This is a genomic window from Bacillus cereus group sp. MYBK30-2, from assembly GCF_051915945.1.
GTDB classification, from domain to species: domain Bacteria; phylum Bacillota; class Bacilli; order Bacillales; family Bacillaceae_G; genus Bacillus_A; species Bacillus_A paramycoides.
This window is the reverse complement of sequence record NZ_JBQAFR010000002.1, coordinates 281840-308831: the sequence shown is the minus strand read 5'-3', so window position 1 is coordinate 308831 and position 26992 is coordinate 281840. Positions and strand designations below refer to the sequence as shown.

Sequence of the window (26992 nt, the reverse complement as noted above, 5' to 3'; positions counted from 1 at the left end):
CAGTAGCCACGCTTTTTTATTTTTCATAATTAAATTGAGGGAAATCATCACCGTCATTAAGTGTAACTAATAAATTATGTCCATCGAAGAACCACTCATCATCGCTTTCAATAAAGAAATTAATACCTTCTTCTTGAATTTGAACAGCAGGATGTGCAGGTTCATCTTTACGAATTCCTAAAGAAAGTCCTTTTTGCACAGTACTGCAACCACCGTATTGTACGAAAAAGCGTAGTGTTTCACCTGATTGTAAGTTTAATTCGTCTTTATACCATTGTGCTGCTTCTTTTGTTACGGAAAGATTCATGTATAGTTCCTCCAAATTATGTTGCTTTTTCTTAAGTATAAAAAATAACGCAAAAAGACGCTATTAATATGCTTCACGTTTTCTTTTTGCGTTATGTGGGCTACGATCTTATTTTTGCTTTTTTGAAAAGTTTGCTTTTGGTTCAGTTTTATTTATAATTCGTCCGATATTTGCACGGTGTTTATAAATAACCATACCTGCTAATAAACACATCGCAATAATGAAGATTTTATCCCCGCTAACAATGGATGCAATAACAGCAGCAACAGCTGTTACCATAGAAGAAAGTGATACGTATCTTGTTGTAAATAAAAGGCTGAAAAAGATAACAGCTAATATTACAAAAACAATTGGTGAGTAGCATAATAGTACCCCAGCAGAAGTTGCAACTGCTTTCCCCCCGCGGAATTTTGCGAAGATTGGATATACATGTCCAAGAACCGCTGCTAATCCGAACCATAGTGGGTGAATATCTAACCCGAAAATAATCGGTAGACTTGTTGCTAAAGTACCTTTTAAAATGTCAGCAATTGTAACGATAAAACCTGCTTTTTTCCCTAGTGTGCGGAATGTATTTGTTCCGCCTAAATTACCGCTTCCATGCTCACGAATGTCGATTCCATAACCGATTTTTCCAACGACTAGTGCAAATGGAATCGAGCCAAGTAAGTAGGCAACGATAAATAAAAGATATGTAGTAACCATAAGTTCAGTCTCCTTTATTCAAATGTGTTGATAAAGGGTAAAAAGAGTTTTTCCCGTATATTGTACCATACATTTGTAAAGAGCACATTTCTTTTTTGTAAATGAAAAATTCATTATTTCGTGAAAAAAATTTCACAGGAATGTTACATTTCTCACAGAAACAATGAGACTATATGTTGTATGATTTTAATCAAAAGACAACAACATGTTGGTGGAGGGTTATGAATGTTGAAACAAAATGTACGTGGAGAAGAATTAATGAAAGTATTTGAGACAATTATCCACGGTAATGAACAAGATTTAATGCAGGAAAATGCAAATGTAGATGGCCGATCTCCAATGGGCGTAATGGGAACGTTCGCATCTGAGAGTGCGAAATATTATGCAGTAGAAAATTTACTATCAGATCAAGTGAAAAAAGCGATAGATCAAAATATATTATATCCACATGATTTAGATTTTTATGCGACAGGAACGACGACTTGTTCACAAATTCCGTTAGCACAAATGCTTGCTAACGGTTTTCATACTGGACATGGACATATGAGACAACCACAAGATATTAAAAGTGCGTTGGCGCTTTCTTCAATTATTTTTCAGGCGAATCAAAATATGCAACACGGTGGTCAATCGTTTGCACTCTTTGATATTGATTTAGCTCCATATGTAAGAAAAACAGTAGAGAGACATAAAAAACGATTACAGTCATATCCGCTTACGAAAGAACAAATAGAGGAATTTGCATGGAAAGAAACTGAAAATGATACGTATCAGGCGTGCGAAGCTTTCGTTCATAATTCGAATAGTATGCATAGTAGGGGCGGGGGACAAGTACCGTTTATTTCAATTAATTACGGAACAGACACATCGAAAGAGGGAAGACTTTTAATTAAACAACTTTTAAAGGCGACGCAAGCTGGACTTGGAAAAGGGGAAACACCGATTTTCCCTATTCAAATTTTTAAAATGAAAAAAGGTGTGAACTTTGAAGAGCGTGATCCGAACTATGATTTATTTGAATTAGCGTTGGAAACGACAGCTGAGCGATTATTCCCTAACTTTTCGTTTTTAGATGCTCCGTTTAATGCTGTGCATTATGATGGCCGACCTGAAAGTGAAGTATGTTATATGGGATGTCGTACTCGTGTTATGTCTAATATCCATGGGGAAGAAACAGCAATCGGAAGAGGTAATTTATCGTTTACTTCAATTAATTTAGTGAAATTAGCGCTAATCAGCGGTTCAAAAGAAGCGTTTTTTGAAGCGCTAAGTTATTACTTAGATTTAGGGATTAAGCAATTATTAGAGAGATTCACTTATCAATGTACAAAGAGAGCAAGAGATTTTCAGTTCTTATATTCACAAGGTGTATGGCGTGGTGGAGAAACGTTACGCCCTGAAGATGCTGTAGCACCGATTTTAAAACAAGGGACGTTAAGTGTTGGTTTTATCGGTCTTGCGGAATGCTTAGTAGCTTTAACTGGGAAGCACCATGGAGAAGATGAAGAATCGTGGAAGATTGGATATGAAATCATTTCCTTTATGAGGGAGAGAATGGATAAGGCGACAGAAGAACATCAACTCAATTTCTCTGTAATTGCAACGCCAGCAGAAGGGCTATCAGGAAAGTTTGTGAAAAAAGATAGAGAAGAATTTGGTGTAATTAGTGGTGTGACAAATCATAATTATTATACAAACTCATTCCACGTGCCGGTTTATTATGATATTCAAGCGATAAATAAAATTCGATTAGAAGGACCGTTTCATGCTTTATGTAATGGTGGACATATTACGTATATTGAACTAGATGGTGCAGCTGTGCATAATCAAAAGGCGTTAAAACAAATTGTACAAGCGATGGCAGAGTATGGAGTAGGGTACGGTTCAATTAACCACCCTGTTGATCGTTGTAAGTGCTGTAGTTATCATGGCATTATCGGGAATGAATGTCCGAGCTGCGGAAATGAAGATGAGAATGAAATAGAAAGAATTCGCCGTATAACAGGATATCTTGTAGGAGATATGTCGAAGTGGAATAGTGCGAAACGTAGTGAAGAGATGGATCGGGTGAAGCATAAATGAAAGTTATGAATATCATTCATGATAGTGTAGTAGATGGAGAAGGATTGCGGACAGTCGTGTTTTTTGCGGGCTGTCCGCATCGTTGTATCGGTTGTCATAATCCGAAATCTTGGAATGTTTGCAACGGAACTGAAATGACGGTAGAAGAAATTGTGAAAGAGATTGAAAAAAATCCATTAACCGATGTAACGTTTTCAGGTGGAGATCCATTTTTTCAAGCTGCTGAAGTGAAAAAAGTAGCAAAAGCAGTGAAAGATTTGAAAAAAAACTTATGGATTTATACAGGTTATACGTTAGAAGAGATACAGAGTGCCCAAAATAATGATATGATAGAGTTGTTACATTATGGGGACGTTCTGGTCGATGGAAGGTTTGAACTCGAGAAAAGAGATTTAACACTTCCATTTCGCGGAAGCTCCAATCAACGTATTATTCGATTGCAAGAGTAAAAAGGCGGGATAGGTCAGATGAATAAAACAGTATTACTTGTTGAAGATGAAAGAAGATTACGTGAAATTGTTAGTGATTATTTTCGTAATGAGGGCTTTGAAGTAATCGAAGCGGAAGATGGAAAAAAAGCGCTAGAATTATTTGCTGAACATACAATTGATTTAATTATGTTAGATATTATGTTACCAGAAATAGACGGTTGGTCGGTTTGTAGACGAATTAGAAAAGAGTCAGCGGTACCAATTATTATGCTGACTGCACGTTCTGATGAGGATGATACATTACTAGGATTTGAACTTGGTGCAGATGAGTATGTAACAAAACCTTTTAGCCCGAAAGTGTTAGTAGCTCGTGCGAAGACGTTATTGAAACGTGCAGATGGCGCAGTAGGAGTAGCTGAAGAAAATGCTATGTCTTTAGCTGGAATAGAAGTGAATCGATTATCTAGAACAGTTTTAGTAGATGGAGAAGAAATTATATTGACACATAAGGAGTTTGAGCTTCTCGTTTATTTAATGGAGAACAAAGGAATTGTGTTGTCACGCCAACATTTATTAGATCAGTTATGGGGATATGACTACTACGGTGATGATCGAACGGTTGATACACATATTAAAAAACTACGAAATAAGCTAGGAGATAAAGCGAAGCATATCGGTACTGTCATTCGAGTCGGTTACAAATTTGAAGAATAATCTTTAAGTTACTATGAACTTTAGCTTGGGAATATAGCAAATTTACACTCTCCTTTGTAGGTGGAATGTACAAAAAATACTTTTCTTGTCTACAATGGTAGATAGGAGTATTTTTTTAATTGGATTTCACGATGAGTTCACAAGAAGGACACAAAATGTGACTATACTGAAAGTACGAATTCACCAGAGAGGGGAAAGAAAACATGGGATATTACGACGGACCGAATTTAAATGAAGAGCATAGTGAAACGAGAGAAATGAAAAAATCAGGTAGTAAAAAAGGATATTTTTTCACAGGTTTAGTTGGAGCTGTAGTTGGAGCTGTTTCAATTAGTTTTGCAGCACCGTACATGCCATGGGTGCAAAATAATGGTGCGGCTGTTTCGTCATTTAATTCTAATAAACAAGTAGAAGGAACTGTAGTTCCAGTTGTAAATAAAGCGAAAAATGAAACTGATTTACCAGGTATGATTGAAGGTGCGAAGGATGTTGTTGTAGGAGTAATTAATATGCAGCAAAGCGTCGATCCATTCGCAATGCAACCGACAGGTCAAGAAGAAACAGCTGGTACAGGCTCAGGTGTTATTTATAAAAAATCAGGAAATAAGGCATATATTGTAACGAATAACCACGTAGTAGATGGTGCAAATAAACTTGCTGTTAAACTGAGCGACGGAAAGCAAGTTGATGCGAAATTAGTTGGTAAGGACCCTTGGTTAGACTTAGCAGTTGTAGAGATTGATGGATCTAATGTGAATAAAGTTGCAAGTTTAGGTGATTCAAGTAAAATTCGTGCGGGTGAGAAAGCAATTGCAATCGGTAACCCATTAGGATTTGATGGAAGTGTAACGGAAGGTATCATCAGTAGTAAAGAGCGTGAAATTCCAGTTGATATTGATGGTGATAAACGTCCGGATTGGCAAGCACAAGTTATTCAAACAGATGCAGCGATTAACCCTGGTAATAGTGGTGGTGCGCTATTTAACCAAAACGGTGAGGTAATCGGTATTAACTCAAGTAAAATAGCTCAGCAATCAGTAGAGGGTATTGGTTTTGCAATCCCAATTAACATCGCAAAACCAGTTATTGAATCACTTGAAAAAGATGGAGTGGTGAAACGTCCAGCACTTGGAGTCGGTGTAGTTTCATTAGAAGATGTGCAAGCTTATGCAGTAAATCAATTAAAAGTGCCAAAAGAAGTAACAAATGGAGTTGTATTAGGTAAAATTTATCCAATATCTCCGGCAGAAAAAGCTGGTTTAGAGCAATATGATATTGTAGTAGCATTAGATGATCAAAAAGTAGAAAATTCACTTCAATTCCGTAAATACTTATATGAAAAGAAAAAAGTAGGAGAGAAAGTAGACGTTACATTCTACCGAAATGGTCAAAAAATGACGAAAACAGCTACATTAGCAGATAATACAGCTACTAAGAATCAATAAAAGAAAGTCTCTTTCATGTTGAAAGAGACTTTCTTTATCGGATATACTAAAGGTATAGGAGGGATTAATTATGACAATTGAAAACCCAACTCGTACGGAAATTGGTGAGGTATTGAAAAAAAGCAAAACGATTGCAGTTGTTGGATTATCAGATAAGCCAGAACGTACATCATATATGGTTTCAAAAGCAATGCAAGATGCTGGGTACCGAATTATTCCAGTAAATCCAACAGTAGATGAAGTGCTTGGAGAAAAGGCCGTTTCTTCACTGACTGATATTAAAGAACATGTTGATATCGTAAATGTATTTCGTCGTTCAGAATTTTTAATGGATGTTGCAAAAGAATTTGTAGAGATTGATGCAGATGTTTTCTGGGCACAATTAGGAGTACAAGATGAAGATACATATAAACTTTTACAAGAAAAAGGCTATACTGTAATAATGGATCGTTGTATTAAAGTAGAGCATGCGATGACAAAATAGTATAGATTTTAAAGATAGAAGGATTGATTCAGCCCTATATATATGAATAGGGCCGATGAACGAGGTGTTCATCATGAGATTTTTTAAAGGCTGTTTTTGGGGATTGTTACTTGTTATCCCGTTTTGGATATTGATCATTTGGATCATAATTAAGGTTTGGAATGTGTAATCTTGGAATACATATCCATTTCTCGTTGACAAACGATTATTTTTCTGAAATAGTAGCCTAGAGGAATCCTTGTGAAAAAACAAGGATTTTTCTATTGAAAATGGTATATAAAAGAGATAAGATAACTTGCCAAAACTATAGTCGAGGCGTTATTCTATAATAGAAACATATGTTCTGATTTGATTAGGAAAGGGGCAAGGAGTTTGGCGAAGCATCAGTTCCAATACAATGAAGATGCAATTCAAGTGTTAGAAGGACTTGAAGCCGTTCGAAAACGCCCGGGTATGTATATCGGGAGTACGGATAGCCGTGGATTGCATCATTTAGTATATGAAATAGTAGATAACTCCGTTGACGAAGCGTTAGCGGGATTTGGCGACGAAATTTCTGTCGTAATACATAAAGATAATAGTATTAGTGTTATTGATAAAGGGCGAGGAATGCCTACGGGAATGCATAAACTTGGGAAACCAACACCTGAAGTTATTTTAACTGTACTTCATGCTGGTGGTAAGTTTGGCCAAGGAGGCTATAAAACGAGTGGTGGTTTACACGGTGTTGGGGCATCAGTTGTAAACGCCTTATCAGAATGGTTAGTAGTAACGATTAAGCGTGATGGTAACATTTATGAACAACGCTTTGAAAATGGTGGTATTCCTGCAACGACGTTAGAGAAAATTGGAAAAACGAAAGAATCTGGTACGACAATGCATTTTAAGCCAGATACAACAATTTTCAGCACAACAAATTATAATTATGAAACATTATGTGAAAGATTACGCGAATCTGCATTCTTATTAAAAGGGATGAAGATCTCAATAAAAGATGAACGAAATGATTTAGAAGATGTCTTTCATTATGAAACAGGAATTGAAGCTTTCGTTTCATACTTAAACGAAGAAAAAGATTCAATTCATCCGGTTGTATATTTTACTGGTGAACAAAATGGAATTGAGGCAGAGCTAGCATTTCAATTTAACGATGGCTATTCAGAAAACATTCTTTCGTTTGTAAATAACGTACGTACAAAAGACGGTGGAACACACGAAGCTGGATTTAAAACAGCGATGACACGTGTGTTTAATGAGTATGCTCGTAAAGTTTCACTATTAAAAGAAAAAGATAAAAACTTAGAAGGTACAGATATTCGTGAAGGTGTAGCGGCTATCGTTTCTGTACGTGTACCAGAAGAAGTACTTCAGTTTGAAGGGCAAACGAAAGGGAAACTGGGTACAAGTGAAGCGCGTTCTTCAATTGATGCCATTGTATCTGAGCATTTAGCTTACTTTTTAGAAGAAAATCCGGATGTAGCTACACTTCTTGTGAGAAAGGCAGTTAAAGCAGCGCAAGCACGTGAGGCTGCTCGTAAAGCGAGAGAAGAAGCACGTACTGGTAAGAAGAAGAAAAAATCAGAAGGTACTTTAAGCGGGAAATTAACACCTGCACAATCACGTAATCCTCAGAAAAACGAATTGTATTTAGTAGAGGGTGACTCGGCTGGTGGTTCAGCAAAGCAAGGGCGAGATCGCCGTTTCCAAGCGGTGCTACCATTACGTGGTAAAGTAATTAACACGGAAAAAGCAAAGCTAGCTGACATTTTTAAGAATGAAGAGATTAACACAATTATTTATGCAATTGGTGGCGGCGTAGGAAATGAGTTCGCTGTTGAAGATATTAACTACGATAAAGTTGTTATTATGACCGATGCCGATACAGATGGAGCTCATATTCAAGTATTGTTATTAACTTTCTTCTACAGATATATGAAACCACTTATCGAAGCTGGTAAAGTATTTATCGCACTTCCACCTTTATATAAAGTAAGTAAAGGGAAAGGGAAAAGTGAAGTAATTGAATATGCATGGTCTGATGACGAATTAGATGGTGTAACGAAAAAGGTCGGCAAAGGTTATATGTTGCAGCGTTATAAAGGACTTGGTGAAATGAATGCGGATCAGTTATGGGAAACGACGATGAACCCTGAAACGCGTACATTAATCCGAGTGAAAATTGATGATGCAGCAAGAGCGGAGCGCCGTGTGACTACATTGATGGGTGATAAAGTAGAACCGCGTCGTAAATGGATTGAGCGTAATGTACAATTTGGTATGCAAGAAGAAGGAAATATTTTAGAAAACGAAATGATTATGGAGACGGAGGTGGAATAACATGCAGGCAGAGAAGTTTCATGACCTCCCGCTTGAAGACGTGTTAGGTGACCGCTTTGCACGTTATAGTAAATATATAATTCAAGACCGCGCGCTTCCAGATGCGCGTGACGGTTTAAAACCGGTACAAAGACGTATTTTATACTCTATGTATGTAGAAGGAAACGTACATGATAAAGCGTTTCGTAAATCAGCTAAAACAGTTGGTAACGTTATAGGTAATTACCATCCACATGGTGATTCTTCTGTATATGAGGCGATGGTCCGTTTAAGTCAAACTTGGAAAGTACGTAATGTTTTAGTTGAAATGCACGGAAATAACGGTAGTGTTGATGGGGATCCAGCAGCGGCAATGCGTTATACAGAAGCCCGTTTATCACCAATCGCATCAGAGTTATTACGTGATCTCGATAAAGAAACAGTAGAATTTGTGTCAAACTTTGATGATACGAGTGAAGAACCAGTTGTATTACCGGCAATGTTCCCGAACTTATTAGTGAACGGTTCTACAGGGATTTCCGCTGGTTATGCAACAGAAATTCCACCGCATCATCTTGGAGAAGTAATTGATGCTACAATGATGCGTATCGATCAACCGAATAGTTCTGTGGATGACTTGTTAACAGTTATTAAAGGACCAGATTTCCCTACAGGTGGTATTATTCAAGGGATAGATGGCATTAAAAAAGCGTATGAAACAGGGAAAGGCAAAATTATTATTCGCGGAAAAGCAGAAGTTGAAACGATTCGTGGCGGGAAGCAACAAATCGTTATTACAGAAATTCCGTACGAGGTAAATAAAGCGAACCTTGTTAAGAAAATGGATGAATTACGTCTAGATAAAAAACTAGATGGAATTGCTGAAGTGCGTGATGAGACAGACCGTACAGGTCTTCGCATCGTTGTAGAATTAAAAAAAGAAGCGAATGCTGAAGGCATTTTAAATTATTTATATAAAAATACAGATTTGCAAATTCCATACAACTTTAATATGGTAGCGATAAATAATCGTCGTCCAACACTTATGACATTACCTAAGATTTTGGATGCATATATTGGGCATCAGAAAGAAGTTGTTACGAGACGTTCGCAATATGAATTAAGAAAAGCAGAAAGCCGTCAACATATTGTAGAAGGTTTAAAGAAAGCATTATCAATTTTAGATGAAGTGATTGAAACAATCCGTGGGTCTAAAGATAAGCGTAATGCGAAAGATAATCTAAGTGCGAAATTTGGATTTACAGAGGCGCAGTCAGAAGCAATTGTTTCACTGCAACTATATCGTTTAACGAATACAGATATTACAGCGTTAGAGCAAGAAGCAGCTGAACTTAATAAGAAAATTATAGAGTTACAGTCAATTTTACAAAGTGAAAAAAGACTTCTTCAAGTCATTAAAACAGATTTGAAGAGAGTAAAGAAAACATATAGTGATGATCGCCGTGCGATAATTGAAGAGGAAATTGAAGAAATTAAAATCGATGTGGAAGTTATGATTCCGCAAGAAGATGTCATCGTTACTGTAACGAAAGAAGGATATGTGAAACGAACAGGTTGGCGTTCACATAATGCATCGAACGGGAAAGACTTCGGTATGAAAGAGGGTGACATCTTACTTGAGCGTTTCGATACAAACACGACAGAAACCGTTCTTTTATTTACGAACAAAGGAAATTATATTTATCTTCCTGTATATGAAATGCCAGAAATTCGTTGGAAAGATTTAGGTCAACACGTTGCGAATCTTGTATCACTCGAGCGGGATGAAATGATTATCTGGGCGACAGTCGTACCGAACTTTGAGGAAGAAAAACGATTTATCGTATTTGTTACACGAAACGGTATGATTAAGAAAACAGAATTAAATCAATATAAAGTTCAGCGTTATTCACGGGCGTTTGTTGCTGTAAACTTGAAAAAAGATGATGAAGTTGTCGATATATTTGCAACAGATGGAACAAGAGATATTGTTCTGGCGACACATGGTGCATATGCACTTATTTTCCATGAAGATGAAGTAAGCCCAGTAGGTGTAAGAGCCGCTGGTGTAAAAGCAATTAATTTAAAAGAAGATGATTATGTCGCTTCTGGTAAGCCGTTAAATGGTGAAAAGGATCAACTTATACTTGTAACGCAGCGTGGTGCTGTGAAACGTATAAAGGCATCAGAAATTGAGAAATCAACGAGGGCGAAGCGAGGCCTTGTTATTTTTAAAGAGTTAAAACGTAATCCATACCGCATTGTCGGTATTGAAATTGTTCGAGATGATGAATTAGTTTACATGAAGACAGCGAAACACATTGTAGAAGAAATTGATCCGAAGGCGTTTCGAAATAAAGACCGGTATAGTAATGGTAGTTTAGTACTAGATGTTAATGATACTGGTGAAGTAGTGGAAACGTGGACGAAGAAAAGACCGGAATAAAGGAAGAGGATGTCCCAAAAGTTATTTTGGAACATCCTTTTCTTATTAATACGTTACTGTTACTGTCAGTTTGTGTCGGCAAAACGATATATTTGAAAAAGTGCTGATATATTTGGAGTTGAGGTCGATATATTTGAAAAAACGCTCATATACTATTTTATTTTTTGAAAAAGATTACCTTATGGCTCCTTTTTTCTAAAGCAAATTATTATGTATATGAAAATAATCTTGTTATAATAATGTAATGAAATCGTTCTCATAAATGGAGGGGCAGCATGAAAAAAATAGGTGTAGGGATTGTAGGGTTTGGATTTTCTAGTACAACATTTCACATCCCGTTATTACAAACGATAGAAGCATATGATATTCGTGCTATTTTATCATCAAAAGAAGAAGTAGTGAAACAAGCATTACCAAATACTGAAGTTGTTGGCACAATTGATGAATTAGTAAATCGAGCGGATATTGACCTAGTTGTCATTACTTCGCCGAATACAACTCATTTTCCATATGTAAAAGAAGCAATTTTACACGGTAAGCATGTTGTTGTGGAAAAACCATTCGTTGTTTCAATTGAAGAAGGCGAAGAACTGATTTCATTAGCGAAGCAACATAATGTCGTTTTAAGTGTGTATCACAATCGTCGTTTTGATAATGATTTTTTAACGATAAAGAAATTATTACAAGAAAAAAGAGTAGGGAACGTATATGCATATGAAGCGCATTTTGACCGTTTTCGTCCACATGTACGTGATCGCTGGAGAGAAAAGAATTTACCAGGGTCAGGAATTTTATATGACTTAGGTTCACATTTAATGGATCAAGCATTATCTCTATTTGGTAAACCAGACGCAATTAGTGCAGATGTAATAAAACAACGACCAGGTGCGGAAATAGATGATTATTTCCATGTTGTACTTCACTATGGAGTAAAGCGCGTTATTTTACATAGTAGTAGTTACGTAAAACAAGCAGGCCCACATTTTACACTTCATGGAGATAAAGGTTCTATCGTGAAATACGGTATGGATTCGCAGGAAGAACAATTAAAGAATGGTATAAAGCCGGGCGATAGTGGTTATGGAACTGATAAAGAAGCGAACTTTGCTATTTTAGAAACGGAAGAAAAGTTAGAACGTATTCCAACAGAAGTCGGCTGTTATGAAATGTATTATAAAGAGATTGGAAATAGTATATTAAATGGTGCAGAGCCACCAGTAACAGCTGAAGAAGGTTTGGAAGTTATTAAGCTTATTCAATTAGCAATTGAAAGTAGTGAAACTGGCAGAGTCATTTCAGTGAAATAAAAAAAGACACGATTTCGTGTCTTTTTTTATTTTTGGGGAACGGAAAGCCCGTAAAAGAACATTGTGACTATATCTTGTATATGTTTTTCTCGATCTCCTTCAAGAAGCTTTGCTCCGAAGTCATCATCTAACTTAGTAAACATTTGAATGTAAAGTAGCATCATTTCTTTTGAAAGGTGAGGATTAATTTCATTTTTTTGCTGCGCTTTTTCTAGTATTTCTAAAAACCAAGGGAGTATAGTTTCATTTTGATAGCTATAAACAAATTTCCGAAGTTCTTCGTCTCTTTGCATCACTTGTAGTAGCATATCAGGTTGAAATAATCCGCCAGTTTCCATTTTTCTTACGATCATTTTTTGCATCATTTCGTGAAAAGGCAAATTTTCATCAGCAAGCTCTGTATAGTATTGAAACTCACTTTGTATAAATTCTTGAATTAACTCTCTAAATAGGGCATCTTTACTACCGAAATGGTTATAAATTGTCACTTGAGAGACGTTTGCTTCTTTCGCGATATGTTCTATTTTCACTTCATTAAATCCACGTTCAGAAAATAATTTGAAGGCCGCATCTTTAATGGCACGTTTTTTCTTTTCTTTCACTTTTTCAAAGCCATTCAATTTAATCACCTCAATTAAAATATACAAGAAAAGATAATTGAAAACAATATTTTTGAAATATGGACATATAAATATTTCAAAAAGTTGTTGCGAATATGAAAGATGAGGAGTACAATGATTTTGAAATATCATCTATCAAATATTTCAAAAAATGAGGTGGGTTTATGATTTCAGTTCAAAATGTTACAAAACAGTTTTCAAATGGGAAAGGCTTGTTTGATATTACATTTGAAGTGAAAGAAGGGGAAGTATTCGGTTACTTAGGGCCAAATGGAGCTGGAAAATCAACAACTATTCGTAATTTAATGGGGTTTATAAAACCGACAGCTGGTAGAGCAACAATTTTCGGATTAGATTGTTGGGGTGAAGCTGCGAAAATTCAAAGAGAAGTTGGTTATTTACCAGGAGAAATTTCTTTTATTGAAGGAATGAATGGACTAGAGTTTTTAAATTTGATGCAAGGTATGCGTGGGTTAAAGGAAACGAAGAGACGCGATGAATTAATAGAACGTCTGCAATTTGATGTGAAAACACCGATCCGAAAAATGTCTAAAGGAATGAAACAAAAAGTAGGAATAGTTGCTGCATTTATGCATGATCCAGAAGTATTAATTTTAGATGAACCAACATCAGGGCTCGATCCACTTATGCAGCAAATATTCATAGATTTAATATTAGAAGAAAAACAAAGAGGGAAAACGATTCTTATGTCGTCGCATATTTTCACTGAAATTGAACGTACATGTGACCGAGTAGCTATTATTAAAGATGGACGTCTCGTAACGGTTGAAGATATTCATGATTTACAAGGAATGCGAAGACAAGTAATAGATGTAACAGTATCATCTCAAGATGAAGTACAGTCACTTACACAATCAAATTTACAATTCGAGGCTGTGAAAGGGAAAACAGCATCAATTATTGTGCAAGGAAACTATCAAACTGTTTTACAAATACTTTCAAACTATAATGTAACGGCACTTCAAACGAGAGCGACGGATTTAGAACATTTATTTATGCATTATTACGATCAGAAAGAAGGGGTAAAGCATGAATAAACAACTATTTTTAGCTAGTTTGAAAGAAACGCAAAAAAGTATATGGAGTTATGCTACTGGTGCAGCTCTTTATTTATGGCTATTAATTTGGATATTCCCATCGATGGTTTCAGCGAAAGGCTTAAATGAATTAATAAGTGCCATGCCTGATAGTGTAAAAAAAATCGTTGGTATGGAAAGCCCAATTCAAAATGTAATGGATTTTTTAGCTGGGGAGTACTATAGTCTATTGTTTATTATCATTTTAACAATTTTTTGCGTCACGGTTGCGACACATTTAATTGCTCGGCATGTCGATAAAGGAGCGATGGCATACTTATTAGCAACACCTGTATCTAGGGTGAAAATTGCAATTACACAAGCTGCTATTCTCATATTGGGGCTACTAATAATTGTATTTGTTACTTACGTAGCGGGTATATTAGGTGCAGAATGGTTTTTAAAAGATAATAACTTAAATAAAGAGTTATTTTTAAAAATAAATATAGTCGGAGGGCTTGTGTTTTTAGTAGTTAGCGCCTATTCATTTTTATTTTCTTGTATATGTAATGATGAAAGAAAAGCACTTAGCTACTCAGCAAGTTTAACAATCTTATTTTTCATGTTAGATATGGTAGGGAAATTAAGTGATAAGTTAGAATGGATGAGAAATATATCATTATTTACGTTGTTTCGCCCGAAAGAAATTGCTGAAGGAACATATAATATATGGCCAGTAAGCATAGGTTTAACTGCCGGAGCGCTCTGTCTCTTTATAATAGCAATTGTAGTGTTTAGGAAGAGGGATTTACCGTTATAAATTTGAAAGTCCACTGAGAAAGTGGGCTTTTTTGTTTAGAAATTTAAAAGGATATTTTTTTAAGTAATATCTAAATAGATAGTCTAAATTGAATTTTTATCTTTTTTATTGTGAAAATATTCAAAAAAGTGAACCTTTTTATAGGCTACACCGTCTAATAAGTGTAAAGTTGAATTTGAAGAGAGGCTGAAACAGGAGGACCAATTGTGAAAGTAATTCCTTTATATAAGATGATTGTAAAAGAAGAAACGGACGTTTCTTTAGCAAAAAAGGGTGATCATGAGGCTTTTATGGCACTTATACATACAGAAAAAGTGAAGATGTATCGCATTGCGAAGGCGATGTTACATGATGAGACGAATATAGAGGATGCAATGCAGGCAACAATTTTAAAAGCTTATGAAAATATAAAAAAACTGAAAAAGGAAGAGTTTTTTCAAACTTGGCTAATTAGAATTTTAATAAATGAGTGTAACAATATAATTCGCTCTTATAAAAAAGTAATAGTAATTGAGGATTATGATAGTAATATGGTGGCCTTCGATCGATATGAAGATATTGATCTTTGTAATGCTATTCAGTCTTTAACGGAAGAACTAAGAGCTGTAACCGTACTTTATTATTATGAAGATATGAATCAAGAAAGTATTGCAGCGCTTTTAGAAATTCCAAAAGGCACGGTTAAATCAAGATTGTCACGTGCAAGGGAACAATTAGAAGAGCGATTAAAGATGGAGTAGGAGGTGGTTAAAATGGATAAAGAAAAATCATTTGATGAAAAATTAAAAAAGAGAATAGAAAAGGATAATACCGTATTGCCACAGGCATTAAACGAAAAAATTAATGATACGCTTCATAATCTTCCTGTAAAAAGAAAGAGTTATAGAGTACATATGATGTTTATTAGTGCCGCTGTTCTAACGCTGTCAATTGTATCTATGTCTGAGTTTTCTATACAGAGCTTTGCGCAAAATGGAGGAGTGTTTAATTACGTAAAGAAGAATGCGTTTTCTGATTATGAGAATGAAGAAGAAATAAAGTCGAACGCCAATTATCCAGATAAGGAAAAGATTCATCAAAAGATGCTTGATTCAATTGATCATTTCCAAAATGTTTCAGGGCAATTCGAGGAATATTCTAGCTCTACAAGAATTGCTACAACATATAAATATGCGATTGATACGGAGAAACAGAGTGGTATTTCATCTAAAGAAGATAAACTGTCGAAAAAAAGAACGATTATATATAACGAGGGCAGAAAAAAAGAGTTTAATGATGGGAATAATACGTATAAAGAGACGAGATGGAGCCCGAAAGAAAGAAATAATGAACTATTAAAATTAAGCCCTACTGAAAGGCTATTTAGAAAATCAGGTGAGAAAAAACGATACGACGATGAGTATGTAGGGCAAGCTAAATATAGTATTCAATCAGAATTCGCTGATTTATTAATTCGGTATAAAGATTGGAATTATAGAGAGACGAAGTATCTTGGATTAGATTGCTACAAAATAGAAGGGGTAATAAACATAGAGATGCCTATAAGTACATCTGAAGATTTGAGAGGGAAGTTTGAAATGGTTGTAGAGAAAAATACAGGAATTATGTTGAAGTTCCTTAGTTTTCATGAAGGTATGATTCAATATTCGATTACGACTGAATGGATACAAATAAACAAAGGATTGAAAGAGAATGTATTTCAAAAGAATAGCACTAATTATGAAAAGTTGAAAAACATATTAGATGAATAGAAAACGGAGGGAACTATATGGAGAATACCTCTCCTTCAAGAGAAAAGAAAAATAAACGAAAATACAAAAAGACAACGATAATAAGTGTATTGTTAGGAGTATTACTATTTGGCGGAGTTGGATATGGTACCTATGTATATATGAAGACTTCTAATCTCGTACAAAAATCAAATTTGAATTTAGCGCGTGGTGAAAAATCAAATTTACGCGAGAAAGCTGTAAAGCCAATTACACACAACGTTTCAATTTTAATTATGGGAATTGATGAAAATCAAGAACGTCAAAAGGAGTATAACGGTGCATTTCATACAGATGCATTATTGTTAGCTACTTTTAATAAAGACGATAAGACAGTGAAGTTAACTAGTATACCACGAGATACATATACATATGTTCCAATCGAAAAGAAAAAAGATAAAATAACACACGCATATGGAAGTGGTTTCGTTAAAAACGGAAAAGATGGAGGACCACAAGCTTCTGTTGAGGCAGTAGAAAAGTTACTGCAAGTACCGGTAGATTATTTTGTGAAATTTAATTTTGGGTCATTTATTAAAATTGTTGATGGGCTCGATGGTGTTGAAGTAGATGTCCCTGTTGAATTTACTGAACAAAATAGTAAAGATGAACCTGATGCGATTCACTTGAAAAAAGGGGTTCAAAAATTAACGGGAGAAGAAGCACTTGCTTTGGCGAGAACTCGTCATATTGATAGTGATGCAATGAGGGGGCAGCGCCAACAACTTGTCATTGAAGCGATTTTAAGTAAATTAAAAAGTGTAGGGTCTATTACAAAACTGGAGAAAATGGTTGAGGCTGTCGATGGTGATTTTAAAACAAATTTAGCATTGGAGGATATTTTATCTTTTTATAAATATGGTTTAGATTGTTCTGTTGAGAAGATTCAACTAGCTGGTGATGATTTATATTTACCTAATGGTCCAAATGGACAACGTGTATATTACTATAATCCTAATAAAACAGACTTACAAAATTTGAGTAATACACTCAGAATCCACCTTGGATTAAGTGAGAAGCAAATTGAGGGAAATTAAAGCAGATGTTATATCTGCTTTTTATTTTATTTAATAGTATAACATATACATTTAAATATTATATACTATTTAAAAATTTCATATAATAGTGTAACATAATAAAGGGGTCAAGTTAAATAGCAAGGGGGCTATCACATAGAATAAATGATTATCATTAATTGAAATAGTATGGGAGAAATGAAAGAAACAGGGGAGTATTGAAAATGAAAATTGTAAAGAATTTAACATTCCAAGTTATTGTGGCAATTATTTGTGGTATTGCAGTAGGAGCGATTTGGCCTAGTGTCGGACAGCAAATGAAACCAATTGGTGAGACGTTCATTAATATGATTAAAATGGTCATTGCACCGATTATCTTTTTAACAATTGTGCTTGGTATTGCAAGTATGGGGAATATGAAAAAAGTAGGACGCGTTGGTGGGAAGGCATTATTATATTTTGAGATTGTTACAACTTTTGCTCTTATTATTGGTATTATCGTAGCGAATGTCGTGCGTCCTGGCGATGGGTTGGATCCTTCAAAGCTAAAGGGCGGTGATGTTTCACAATATGTACAAAGTGGACAAGAAATGAAATGGATGGATTTCTTTTTACATATTGTTCCTTCTAATATGTTCGAAGCATTCGCAAAAGGTGATATTTTACAAGTGTTGTTCTTCTCCATTTTATTTGGAGCAGGTTTAACGATGCTTGGAAAAAACGGTCAACCTGTTATCGACTTTTTTGAAAGATTATCGAAAGTGTTTTTTAATATTTTATCGATTGTTATGAAACTAGCACCGGTTGGAGCGTTTGGTGGAATGGCGTTTACAATTGGAAAATACGGTATAAGTACTTTAATACCACTAGGTAAATTGATGATTTGCGTATATGCGACAATGGCATTATTTGTTTTTATCGTTTTAAATTTTATTTGTAAGCTTTATAAATTTAGCTTATGGAAATACTTAGCGCATATTAAAGAAGAACTATTAATCGTTCTTGGAACATCTTCATCAGAATCTGTATTACCGCGTATGATGACAAAGATGGAAGACTTCGGATGTTCAAAGCCAGTAGTAGGCTTAGTTATTCCAACTGGCTACTCTTTTAACTTAGATGGAACAACGATTTATTTATCTATGGCAACAATATTTTTAGCGCAAGTTTTTCATGTCGATCTTTCACTAGGCCAACAATTAACTATAATAGCTATTTTGTTAGTTACATCGAAAGGGGCAGCAGCGGTAACGGGCGGAGGATTTATTGTATTAGCTTCTACTTTATCTGCGATGAATGTTATCCCATTAGAAGGATTAGCGCTTTTACTTGGGGTTGACCGTTTTATGTCAGAAGCGCGAGCAATCGTTAATTTAATTGGTAACGGTATTGCGACTATAGTTGTTGCAAAAAGTGAAAATGAATTCAATGATGAGAAGTATACGAGAGTGTTAGAAGAAATGAAGAGAGAGAAAATAGCCGGATAAAAAAGTCAGCTTTGCTGACTTTTTTTATTTTTGTAGGAAAGAAGTTTCTAAACATATACATTATTTATTAACAATAATTCACAGAGGCTTAATCTGTAAATAAAATAAAGACTATTAAATCGGTACATTTATATGGATGGAAAATAGGTTTTGAACATTATATGGAATTTTTATGAATATTACTGTAAAAAAATAATTTTTTAAAAATTTTCAATAATAATACTTTACAAAATTTAAAAAATTAGTAGAATAAGAATTAATAAGAATCGTCTGATAAATATATAAAGAAAAACAGAATTATCAGAAAATTCTTGAATAGATATCGTTTAGAATTAGGGAGGGTACAGAAAGTGAAAAAGAAAAAAATGAAAAAACTAACAGCAGTTGTAGCACCGGTTTTAGCAATGAGCATGGCATTAACAGCATGTTCTACATCAGGTGGAGATAAAAAGACAAGTACAAACTCAAGTGGAGATAGCAAGTCAGGGGAAAAATTAGCAGCAAAACAAGTTTTAAATCGAACAGTAACTCAAGAAATTCCAACGATGGATTCTTCAAAATCAACAGATACAGTATCTTCACAAATACTAGGGAATACGATGGAAGGATTATATCGTCTTGATAAAGACAATAAGCCGATTCCAGCTGCGGCAGAATCTAGTACGAAAAGTGAAGATGGTAAAAAATATACATTTAAACTACGTAAAGATGCAAAATGGTCAAATGGAGATCCAGTAACTGCGAAAGATTTCGTATTTGCTTGGCAACGTCTATTAGATCCAAAAACAACAGCAGAGTATGCTTTTATCGCATTCCCAATTAAAAACGCAGAAGCGGTTAATAAAGGGGAAAAACCTGTAACTGAATTAGGAGTGAAAGCGGTAGATGATAATACGCTGGAAGTTGAACTAGAACAAGCAGTACCATATTTCTTAAACTTAGTGGCATTCCCATCATACTATCCATTAAATGAAAAGTTCGTAAAAGAAAAAGGAGAGAAGTTCGGTTTAGAGTCTGATACAACAGTTTATAATGGACCGTTCGTTCTTAAAGATTGGAAGCATGAGCAAGGATGGCAATTAAAGAAAAATGATCAATATTGGGATAAAAAGACTGTAAAACTTGAAGAAGTTAACTTCAGTGTAGTTAAAGAGCCAGCAACTCTAATCAATTTATACGATAGCGGACAAGTTGATTTTGCTTTATTAAATGGAGAGTTCGTTGATAAATATAGAAATAAGAAAGATGAATTTGGCACATATTCACAAGTAAGTACGTACTTTATCCGTATGAACCAAAAACGTGCTGGACAAGACACACCATTAAAGAGCAAAAAATTACGTGAAGCAATTGCACTATCAATTGATAAAAAGAATTTAGCAAATGTAATTTTAAATGATGGATCAAAAGAAGCTGACTTCTTAGTACCGAAAGGCTTAGCAACTGGACCAGACGGTAAAGATTTCCAAGACACATTTAAAAATGGTATAAAACCAGATGCGAAGAAAGCAGCAGCGGCTTGGGAAGAAGCGAAAAAAGAGCTTGGAAAAGATCAAGTTACAATTGAATTCTTAAACTATGATACTGGTAATGCTAAAAAAGTTGGAGAATATGTGAAAGATCAGATTGAGAAAAACTTAAAAGGCGTAACAGTAAATATTAAACTTCAACCATTTAAGCAAAAACTAAAATTAGAAACTGAGCAAGACTATGATATTTCATATGGTGGTTGGAATCCTGACTACGCAGATCCAATGACATTCTTAGATATGTTTGAGTCTAAGCATTCTCATAACCAAATGAGCTTCTCTGATCCTAAATATGATGAAATGATCAAAAAATCTGGTACTGAATTAATGGGTGATGCGAAAAAACGTTGGGAAGAGTTAGGGAAAGCTGAAAAATTATTACTTGAACAAGATGTAGCGATTGTACCTTTATATCAACGTGGGGATTCTTATGTTTTACAACCAAATGTAAAGGGAGTAGTAAAACATAATATCAGTCCAGAATTTAGCTTTAAGTGGGCATATGTAACTGAAAAATAATAGAGTTGAAAAAGCATTTCAAAGTAGCTAAGCTGCTTTTGAAATGCTTTTTTTATTGAGCTTAAAATCCTAATTTATAGCATAGGTAAATAGAGAAGAATAAGGAATAAATATAGTAGATGGGGGATAAATCATACTAAATTACAAAGATTAAAATCAGAATATTTAAAATAAAACTATTTACAAACGTGAAAAAAAGAGTAGAATAATATTAGTTATAATTTTCTGAAAATTAATTGGTGGTAAGGGATCTCTCAAGGATTGGTATTGTACATATAATTAGGGAGGATACAAAAATGAAGAGAAAAAAAATGAAAAAGTTAACAGCAGTTGTAGTACCAGTTTTAGCAATGAGCGTTGCGTTGACAGCGTGTTCTGGATCTGGCGGGGAGAAGAAAACGACTACGACGTCTAGTGGTGGGGAAGATAAAAAGTCAGATATTAAATATGCTGCGAAGCAAGTGTTAAATCGTACAGAAAACCAAGAAATTCCGACGATGGATACTTCTAAATCTACAGATACGTTAGGGGCACAAATTTTAGGGAATACGATGGAAGGTTTATATCGTCTTGATAAAGATAATAAGCCAATCCCAGCTGCGGCAGAATCTAGTACGAAAAGTGAGGATGGCAAAAAATATACATTTAAACTACGTAAAGATGCGAAATGGTCGAATGGTGATCCTGTAACAGCAAAAGATTTCGTATTCGCATGGCAGCGCTTACTTGATAAAAATACAGCTGCAGAATATGCGTTTATCGCTTACTATATTAAAAATGCAGAAGCGATTAATAAAGGAGAAAAACCTGCAACTGAATTAGGAGCAAAGGCGGTAGATGATTACACGCTAGAAGTAGAATTAGAAAAACCAGTACCGTACTTCTTAAATTTATTAGCATTCCCGTCATATTATCCGTTAAATGAAAAATTCGTAAAAGAAAAAGGAGATAAGTACGGTTTAGAAGCGGATACAACGGTGTATAACGGGCCGTTCGTTATGTCTTCATGGAAACATGAACAAGGATGGCAGTTGAAGAAAAATGATAAGTATTGGGATAACAAGACTGTGAAATTAGAAGAAATTAATTACAGTGTTGTAAAAGAAGTAGCTACAAAAGTAAATTTATATGATACAGGGTCGATTGACTTTACATTACTATCAGGAGAATTCGTAGATAAATATAAATCGAATAAAGATGAATACGGTGAGTATTCAGAAGCAAGTACATTCTTCTTACGTTTAAATCAAAAACGTAACGGACAAGATACACCGTTAAAGAGCAAAAAGCTTCGTGAAGCAATTGCATTATCAGTTGATAAAAAAGGATTGGCGAATGTAATTTTAAATAATGGATCAAAAGCAACGGATCAATTGGTTCCGAAAGGGCTTGCGACAGGACCTGACGGTAAAGATTACCAAGATACATTTAAAAATGGTCTGAAATATGATCCGAAAAAAGGTGCAGCTGCATGGGAAGCAGCGAAAAAAGAACTTGGAAAAGACCAAGTTACAATTGAATTACTAAGCTATGATGATGGAACTGCGAAAAAGATTGCTGATTATGTTAAAGATCAAATTGAGAAAAATTTAAAGGGTGTAACGATTAATACGAAAATTCAGCCGTTCAAACAAAAATTAAAATTAGAGACTGCACAAGATTATGAAATCTCTTATGCAGGTTGGAGTCCAGACTATGCGGATCCAATGACATTTATTGATATGTTTGAATCGAAGAGCCCATACAACCAAATGAGTTATTCAAACCCAAAATACGATGAAATGGTAGAAAAAGCAGGTAATGAATTAATGGGTGATGCGAAGAAGCGTTGGGAAACGTTAGGAAAAGCAGAAAAATTATTCCTTGAAGAAGATGCAGGGTTAGTTCCTTTATATCAAACAGGAAGAGCGTATGTAATGAAACCGAATGTAAAAGGAATTGTGAAACACAACATCAGTCCAGAATATAGCTTTAAGTGGGCGTATGTAACTGAGGATGGCGGGAAAAAATAATATGAAAGCATTTCAATAGTGGCTAAGCTGCTTTTGAAATGCTTTTTTTAGTATATATAAGAGAATAGGGCCCATGAAATTTGAGATTATTTTCAAATTTCTACTGTAGGATATTAGAAGGAATGCGGTAGTTGGTTAGATCAATGTTTAAGTAGAGATTTCATATTGATAAAAAAATATAGAACTTAGCAATAGAGAAGAATAAGAGGTGGTATGTTTACATATAGTAGATGGGGGATAATTCATATAGTAGTAATAGCAAAATAACAAGTTACTATCATAAAAAAATAAGTTTTTAGAAAATTCATAAAACACTTTACAAAACTCGAAAAAATAGTAGAATATTAATTAATAAGAATTTTCTGATAACTAAAGTTGATAGAAAATCTCTCAAAGTTAGTAGCGTACATATAATTGGGGAGGGTACAAAAAATGAAGAGAAAAAAGATGAAAAAATTAACAGCGGTTGTAGCACCAGTTTTAGTAATGAGTATGGCACTAACAGCTTGCTCAGGATCAGGTGATAAAGATAAGGCAAGCACAACGCCAAAAAGTGGTGAAAAAGAAAGCGGAAAATTAGCAGCAAAGCAAGTACTTAATTTAACAGATAGCCAAGAGATTCCATCTATGGATTCTTCAAAAGCGACAGACCAAGTATCGTTTCTTGCTTTAAACAACGTAATGGAAGGTTTATATCGACTTGATAAAGATAATAAAGCAACACCAGGGGTTGCTGAATCATATAAAAAGAGTGATGATGGTAAAAAATATACATTTACATTAAATAAAAATGCAAAATGGTCAAATGGAGAACCTGTAACAGCAAAAGATTTCGTGTTTGCTTGGAAACGTGCAGTAGATAAAAATACAGCAGCGGAATATGCATACATTATGTTTGATTTAAAGAACGCAAAAGCAATTAATGAAGGAAAAGCAGAGCTTGATACTTTAGGTGTAAAAGCTGTAGATGATTACACATTAGAAGTAGAATTAGAAAATCCAGTTCCTTACTTTGTAGAATTAACTTCATTCGGAACATTCTATCCGTTAAATGAAAAATTCGTAAAAGAAAAAGGAGAAAAATACGGTTTAGAAGCAGATACAACGTTATATAACGGGCCGTTTACATTAGCAAGTTGGCAACATGAACAAGGTTGGAAGTTAAAGAAAAATGCACAATACTGGGATAATAAAACAGTTAAATTAGAAGAAATTAACTTTAATGTCGTAAAAGATAGCGGTACACGTGTAAACTTATATGAAAGTGGACAAATTGATCGTGCGGCACTTGCATCTGAATTTGTTGACAAATATAAATCAAATCCGGATTTCTTTACACAAAAAACACCTTCAACGTACTTCTTACGTTTGAACCAAAAACGTGGTGGTCAAGATACAGTATTAAAGAGCAAAGATTTACGCTTAGCGATTGCGATGGCGTATGATAAAAAAGGCTTAACAAATGTTATTTTAAATGACGGATCTACACCTGCAGATTACTTAGTACCAAAAGAATTTGCGAAAAGTCCAGATGGAAAAGACTTCCGTAAAGATAACGGAGATATTTTAAAAACAGATGTGAAAAAGGCAAAAGAGCATTGGGAAAAAGCGAAAAAAGAACTTGGAAAAGACCAAGTAACGGTAGAGTTATTAAACTATGATAGCGATAACGCGAAAAAAGTAGGAGAATTCTTAAAAGGAGAGCTTGAGAAGAACTTACCAGGATTAACAGTGAATTTGAAAAACCAGCCGTTTAAACAAAAATTAAAGCTAGAAACAGATCAAGACTATGATTTATCTTATGCTGGTTGGGGACCTGACTACTTAGATCCAATGACATTTATTGATATGTTTGTTACAAATGGCACTCATAACCAAACAGGATATTCAAATCCGAAATATGATGAAATTGTAGAAAAAGGGAAGGGCGAATTATTAACGAAAACGAAAGAGCGTTGGGATGGCTTACTGAAAGCTGAGAAAATGTTACTTGAAGATGCTGCAATTGCACCATTATATCAACGTGGTGACGCTATCGTTCAAAGACCAAAAGTAAAAGGTATTATTCACCATCCAGTTGGTGGAGATTACAGCTACAAATGGGCATATATTTCTGATGATAAGTAAGAGAGAGGGCGCACAATGCGCCCTTTTTCTATGCACTTTTCTTCCTTCCTGGAATATATAAAATAAAAAAGGGAGAATCCCATGAAACGAAATACGTACATCGACTTTCTAGCTTATTACGGAATAGGGAGTGCCCATCCTGGTGGCTTTACGTTAACGAGACAATTGTTATCTCAATTGCTACTTAGACAGGGAGCGAATGTTCTTGAGATAGGTTGTGGCACGGGGAAAACAGCGGCGTATATGACAAAAGCATTTGGTTATAAAGTAACAGCAGTTGAAAAGAATGAAATTATGATTCAAAAAGCGAAAGATAGATGGTTGTTTGAAGGTTTAGATATACAATTAATTCAAGGAGATGTAGCAAGATTGCCTTGTTTAAATGATTCATTTGAGCTTGTACTCGGAGAATCTATACTCGCTTTTACGAATAAAGAAAAGGTTATTCCGGAATGTTATCGTGTATTGCAGCAGGATGGAAAGCTTGTTGTGATTGAAATGATTATCGAAAGCCATATTGGGAAAAATGAGGAAGAAAAAATCGTACAATTATATGGAATGAAAGAATTATTAACTGAGGATGAGTGGATTCATTTATTTAAAGCAGCAAATTTTAAAAAAATTACAATTGCGAGTGGCGGTACCATTGCAGAAACAGTTGCAGGACATATGGAAGAGCCGGAGTGGAATGTATCACCGTTTATTCCAGAAGAATTGTATGAGGCGTGGGTGCAACACGAACAAGTACTGCTTATGTATCAGCATATTTTAGGGCATCGTATTTTTATATGTGAAAAATAGAGAGAAAGAGTTGGCAAAAGAAAGCCAACTCTTTTTTTATGTTAGATGAAAAATAATGCAGCCAAAGTAATTCCAAAAATAAAACCAAATCCGAGTTCAAAGCCCCAGCCGCCACCCCAGCCGCCACCCCAGCCACCACCACCGCCGCCGCAACCACCTCTGCAACCATCGCCACCACCACCGCCGCCCCAGCTACCGTCAAATCCGAAGCCGCAGCTGTCACATCTACTAAGACCGCCGCAAATATCACAACCACCGTCTGAATATGCGTCATTGTATCCAAATCCTGTATCAAAAGATGAACGTCTTTGTACCGGCTCGATCCAAACAGAATCATTTGTCACGTCTATTATTTTTCCTAAATGGATACGACCATCAAGATCTTCAATTCGAACCACTTTTCCGAAATAACGTTGGCATGTGTCATAACATTTTTGTCTATGCATGTTCTTTCCTCCTTCGCATTACAGTAATACGATATGTAAGGGGGACAAGTGCGGCTTGTATGAATGACCTACCTATTATAATTGTTATAAGAAAGGGGAAATATATGAAAAGGATATATAGTGAGGAGGAAATGAAATGAAATCTACAGATCAATTTCAGACGTACGAAGTTCCTTGGGAAGAATTTATAGAAGCATTGCGAGGTGAAATGAAGAAACAAGTAGGGGCAGATATTATAGATACAGTAGTTTGTAATTTGGAAGATGGTTTTGAGGTATATACATATGTGCAGGGTGATTTAGATTTTGAATATAAAGAAGCACTTGAAAGAAAATATGGAAGCGATGCGAAGATACCTAATTTGTTAACGGTTATGCTGTTAGCTAGCATTTATAATGCGGGTGAAGAGAATATACGTTTACATGCAGATCAGAAGGAAACTCCGATTGTTGAAGTATATGTGAAGAAATAAAGAGCGCGCTAGTAGTAGCGTGCTCTTTATTTTTTGTATTGAGTAGAAAATCAAACTTTAATGGTGGAATTTATAAGGGGAAAAGTATGAAAGCTATGTG

23 protein-coding genes are annotated in these 26992 nt (G+C 35.0%); 19 read left to right on the top strand and 4 right to left on the bottom strand.

Annotated features, from left to right (window positions below; translation table 11 throughout):
• Positions 1 to 16 precede the first annotated feature (16 nt).
• Complete coding sequence (locus ACTFQM_RS13105; protein ID WP_440034717.1) at positions 17 to 307, bottom strand: HesB/YadR/YfhF family protein; 291 nt, start codon at positions 305 to 307, stop codon at positions 17 to 19.
• A 108-nt stretch (positions 308 to 415) separates the two neighbouring features.
• Positions 416 to 1012, bottom strand: coding sequence for a glycerol-3-phosphate 1-O-acyltransferase PlsY (plsY, locus tag ACTFQM_RS13100; protein WP_440034715.1), 597 nt, complete (start codon positions 1010 to 1012; stop codon positions 416 to 418).
• Positions 1013 to 1237: 225 nt separating this feature from the next.
• On the opposite strand from plsY, the gene ACTFQM_RS13095 reads away from it, so the two are divergent.
• The 8 genes from ACTFQM_RS13095 to ACTFQM_RS13060 all read left to right on the top strand — a co-directional run bounded on the left by ACTFQM_RS13095 (position 1238) and on the right by ACTFQM_RS13060 (position 12237).
• Positions 1238 to 3094 carry an anaerobic ribonucleoside triphosphate reductase gene (locus ACTFQM_RS13095; protein WP_440034713.1) on the top strand — a complete coding sequence of 619 codons (1857 nt, stop codon included), beginning with the start codon at positions 1238 to 1240 and terminating at the stop codon, positions 3092 to 3094.
• Positions 3091 to 3543, top strand: a complete 453-nt coding sequence (gene nrdG, locus ACTFQM_RS13090; protein WP_002172882.1) for an anaerobic ribonucleoside-triphosphate reductase activating protein — start codon at positions 3091 to 3093, stop codon at positions 3541 to 3543. Before ACTFQM_RS13095 ends, nrdG begins: the two co-directional genes overlap by 4 nt.
• An 18-nt stretch (positions 3544 to 3561) precedes the next feature.
• Entirely contained in the window at positions 3562 to 4239 is a 678-nt protein-coding gene (locus ACTFQM_RS13085; protein ID WP_002172881.1) for a response regulator transcription factor, read from the top strand.
• Positions 4240 to 4442: 203 nt separating this feature from the next.
• Positions 4443 to 5684, top strand: a complete 1242-nt coding sequence (locus ACTFQM_RS13080; protein WP_440034712.1) for a S1C family serine protease — start codon at positions 4443 to 4445, stop codon at positions 5682 to 5684.
• 70 nt (positions 5685 to 5754) lie between these two features.
• A complete protein-coding gene (locus ACTFQM_RS13075) occupies positions 5755 to 6168 on the top strand; it encodes a CoA-binding protein (RefSeq protein ID WP_048371369.1) in 414 nt (137 codons plus the stop codon).
• Between the two features lie 372 nt (positions 6169 to 6540).
• A complete protein-coding gene (parE, locus tag ACTFQM_RS13070; RefSeq protein ID WP_048371368.1) occupies positions 6541 to 8505 on the top strand; it encodes a DNA topoisomerase IV subunit B in 1965 nt (654 codons plus the stop codon).
• A gap of 1 nt (position 8506) precedes the next feature.
• On the top strand, positions 8507 to 10930 hold the full coding sequence (gene parC, locus ACTFQM_RS13065) for a DNA topoisomerase IV subunit A (RefSeq protein ID WP_440034711.1): 2424 nt from the start codon (positions 8507 to 8509) through the stop codon (positions 10928 to 10930).
• Between the two features lie 275 nt (positions 10931 to 11205).
• Complete coding sequence (locus ACTFQM_RS13060) at positions 11206 to 12237, top strand: oxidoreductase (RefSeq protein ID WP_440034709.1); 1032 nt, start codon at positions 11206 to 11208, stop codon at positions 12235 to 12237.
• Between the two features lie 26 nt (positions 12238 to 12263).
• Here the strand turns inward: ACTFQM_RS13060 and ACTFQM_RS13055 are convergent, their stop codons facing one another.
• On the bottom strand, positions 12264 to 12866 hold the full coding sequence (locus ACTFQM_RS13055; protein ID WP_440034708.1) for a TetR/AcrR family transcriptional regulator: 603 nt from the start codon (positions 12864 to 12866) through the stop codon (positions 12264 to 12266).
• A gap of 155 nt (positions 12867 to 13021) precedes the next feature.
• On the opposite strand from ACTFQM_RS13055, the gene ACTFQM_RS13050 reads away from it, so the two are divergent.
• The 10 genes from ACTFQM_RS13050 (at position 13022) to ACTFQM_RS13005 (ending at position 25974) form a co-directional block, all read left to right on the top strand.
• The gene (locus ACTFQM_RS13050; RefSeq protein ID WP_328045792.1) at positions 13022 to 13915 is read left to right on the top strand and encodes an ABC transporter ATP-binding protein; all 894 of its coding nucleotides are present in this window, start codon (positions 13022 to 13024) and stop codon (positions 13913 to 13915) included.
• Positions 13908 to 14714 (top strand): ABC transporter permease subunit, encoded by an 807-nt coding sequence (locus tag ACTFQM_RS13045; RefSeq protein WP_440034707.1) that lies wholly within the window; start codon positions 13908 to 13910, stop codon positions 14712 to 14714. Before ACTFQM_RS13050 ends, ACTFQM_RS13045 begins: the two co-directional genes overlap by 8 nt.
• 206 nt (positions 14715 to 14920) lie before the next feature.
• Positions 14921 to 15454, top strand: a complete 534-nt coding sequence (locus ACTFQM_RS13040; RefSeq protein WP_048371357.1) for an RNA polymerase sigma factor — start codon at positions 14921 to 14923, stop codon at positions 15452 to 15454.
• 12 nt (positions 15455 to 15466) lie between these two features.
• Positions 15467 to 16465, top strand: coding sequence for an anti-sigma factor (locus ACTFQM_RS13035; RefSeq protein ID WP_440034705.1), 999 nt, complete (start codon positions 15467 to 15469; stop codon positions 16463 to 16465).
• Between the two features lie 17 nt (positions 16466 to 16482).
• Positions 16483 to 17520: an LCP family protein gene (locus ACTFQM_RS13030; protein WP_002172870.1), complete on the top strand. Its 1038-nt coding sequence runs from the start codon at positions 16483 to 16485 to the stop codon at positions 17518 to 17520.
• A gap of 203 nt (positions 17521 to 17723) precedes the next feature.
• Positions 17724 to 18986 carry a dicarboxylate/amino acid:cation symporter gene (locus ACTFQM_RS13025; protein ID WP_440034704.1) on the top strand — a complete coding sequence of 421 codons (1263 nt, stop codon included), beginning with the start codon at positions 17724 to 17726 and terminating at the stop codon, positions 18984 to 18986.
• A 350-nt stretch (positions 18987 to 19336) separates the two neighbouring features.
• Positions 19337 to 21034, top strand: a complete 1698-nt coding sequence (locus ACTFQM_RS13020) for a peptide ABC transporter substrate-binding protein (RefSeq protein WP_440034702.1) — start codon at positions 19337 to 19339, stop codon at positions 21032 to 21034.
• Between the two features lie 296 nt (positions 21035 to 21330).
• Entirely contained in the window at positions 21331 to 23046 is a 1716-nt protein-coding gene (locus ACTFQM_RS13015; RefSeq protein ID WP_440034700.1) for a peptide ABC transporter substrate-binding protein, read from the top strand.
• A 432-nt stretch (positions 23047 to 23478) separates the two neighbouring features.
• The gene (locus tag ACTFQM_RS13010) at positions 23479 to 25173 is read left to right on the top strand and encodes a peptide ABC transporter substrate-binding protein (RefSeq protein WP_440034698.1); all 1695 of its coding nucleotides are present in this window, start codon (positions 23479 to 23481) and stop codon (positions 25171 to 25173) included.
• An 81-nt stretch (positions 25174 to 25254) separates the two neighbouring features.
• Entirely contained in the window at positions 25255 to 25974 is a 720-nt protein-coding gene (locus tag ACTFQM_RS13005; protein WP_440034696.1) for a class I SAM-dependent methyltransferase, read from the top strand.
• 41 nt (positions 25975 to 26015) lie between these two features.
• Here ACTFQM_RS13005 and ACTFQM_RS13000 read toward each other — a convergent pair whose 3' ends face one another.
• Entirely contained in the window at positions 26016 to 26420 is a 405-nt protein-coding gene (locus ACTFQM_RS13000) for a hypothetical protein (RefSeq protein WP_440034694.1), read from the bottom strand.
• Between the two features lie 136 nt (positions 26421 to 26556).
• On the opposite strand from ACTFQM_RS13000, the gene ACTFQM_RS12995 reads away from it, so the two are divergent.
• Positions 26557 to 26892 carry a hypothetical protein gene (locus tag ACTFQM_RS12995; protein WP_440034692.1) on the top strand — a complete coding sequence of 112 codons (336 nt, stop codon included), beginning with the start codon at positions 26557 to 26559 and terminating at the stop codon, positions 26890 to 26892.
• Positions 26893 to 26992 lie beyond the last annotated feature (100 nt).

Excerpts from the sequence above, each read along its gene's own strand:
- ACTFQM_RS13105 (WP_440034717.1), bottom strand. The coding sequence starts at position 307 with ATGAATCTTTCCGTAACAAAAGAAGCAGCACAATGGTATAAAGACGAA.
- plsY (WP_440034715.1), bottom strand. The coding sequence starts at position 1,012 with ATGGTTACTACATATCTTTTATTTATCGTTGCCTACTTACTTGGCTCG.
- ACTFQM_RS13095 (WP_440034713.1), top strand. The coding sequence starts at position 1,238 with ATGTTGAAACAAAATGTACGTGGAGAAGAATTAATGAAAGTATTTGAG.
- nrdG (WP_002172882.1), top strand. The coding sequence starts at position 3,091 with ATGAAAGTTATGAATATCATTCATGATAGTGTAGTAGATGGAGAAGGA.
- ACTFQM_RS13085 (WP_002172881.1), top strand. The coding sequence starts at position 3,562 with ATGAATAAAACAGTATTACTTGTTGAAGATGAAAGAAGATTACGTGAA.
- ACTFQM_RS13080 (WP_440034712.1), top strand. The coding sequence starts at position 4,443 with ATGGGATATTACGACGGACCGAATTTAAATGAAGAGCATAGTGAAACG.
- ACTFQM_RS13075 (WP_048371369.1), top strand. The coding sequence starts at position 5,755 with ATGACAATTGAAAACCCAACTCGTACGGAAATTGGTGAGGTATTGAAA.
- parC (WP_440034711.1), top strand. The coding sequence starts at position 8,507 with ATGCAGGCAGAGAAGTTTCATGACCTCCCGCTTGAAGACGTGTTAGGT.
- ACTFQM_RS13060 (WP_440034709.1), top strand. The coding sequence starts at position 11,206 with ATGAAAAAAATAGGTGTAGGGATTGTAGGGTTTGGATTTTCTAGTACA.
- ACTFQM_RS13050 (WP_328045792.1), top strand. The coding sequence starts at position 13,022 with ATGATTTCAGTTCAAAATGTTACAAAACAGTTTTCAAATGGGAAAGGC.
- ACTFQM_RS13045 (WP_440034707.1), top strand. The coding sequence starts at position 13,908 with ATGAATAAACAACTATTTTTAGCTAGTTTGAAAGAAACGCAAAAAAGT.
- ACTFQM_RS13035 (WP_440034705.1), top strand. The coding sequence starts at position 15,467 with ATGGATAAAGAAAAATCATTTGATGAAAAATTAAAAAAGAGAATAGAA.
- ACTFQM_RS13030 (WP_002172870.1), top strand. The coding sequence starts at position 16,483 with ATGGAGAATACCTCTCCTTCAAGAGAAAAGAAAAATAAACGAAAATAC.
- ACTFQM_RS13025 (WP_440034704.1), top strand. The coding sequence starts at position 17,724 with ATGAAAATTGTAAAGAATTTAACATTCCAAGTTATTGTGGCAATTATT.
- ACTFQM_RS13015 (WP_440034700.1), top strand. The coding sequence starts at position 21,331 with ATGAAGAGAAAAAAAATGAAAAAGTTAACAGCAGTTGTAGTACCAGTT.
- ACTFQM_RS13010 (WP_440034698.1), top strand. The coding sequence starts at position 23,479 with ATGAAGAGAAAAAAGATGAAAAAATTAACAGCGGTTGTAGCACCAGTT.
- ACTFQM_RS13005 (WP_440034696.1), top strand. The coding sequence starts at position 25,255 with ATGAAACGAAATACGTACATCGACTTTCTAGCTTATTACGGAATAGGG.
- ACTFQM_RS13000 (WP_440034694.1), bottom strand. The coding sequence starts at position 26,420 with ATGCATAGACAAAAATGTTATGACACATGCCAACGTTATTTCGGAAAA.
- ACTFQM_RS12995 (WP_440034692.1), top strand. The coding sequence starts at position 26,557 with ATGAAATCTACAGATCAATTTCAGACGTACGAAGTTCCTTGGGAAGAA.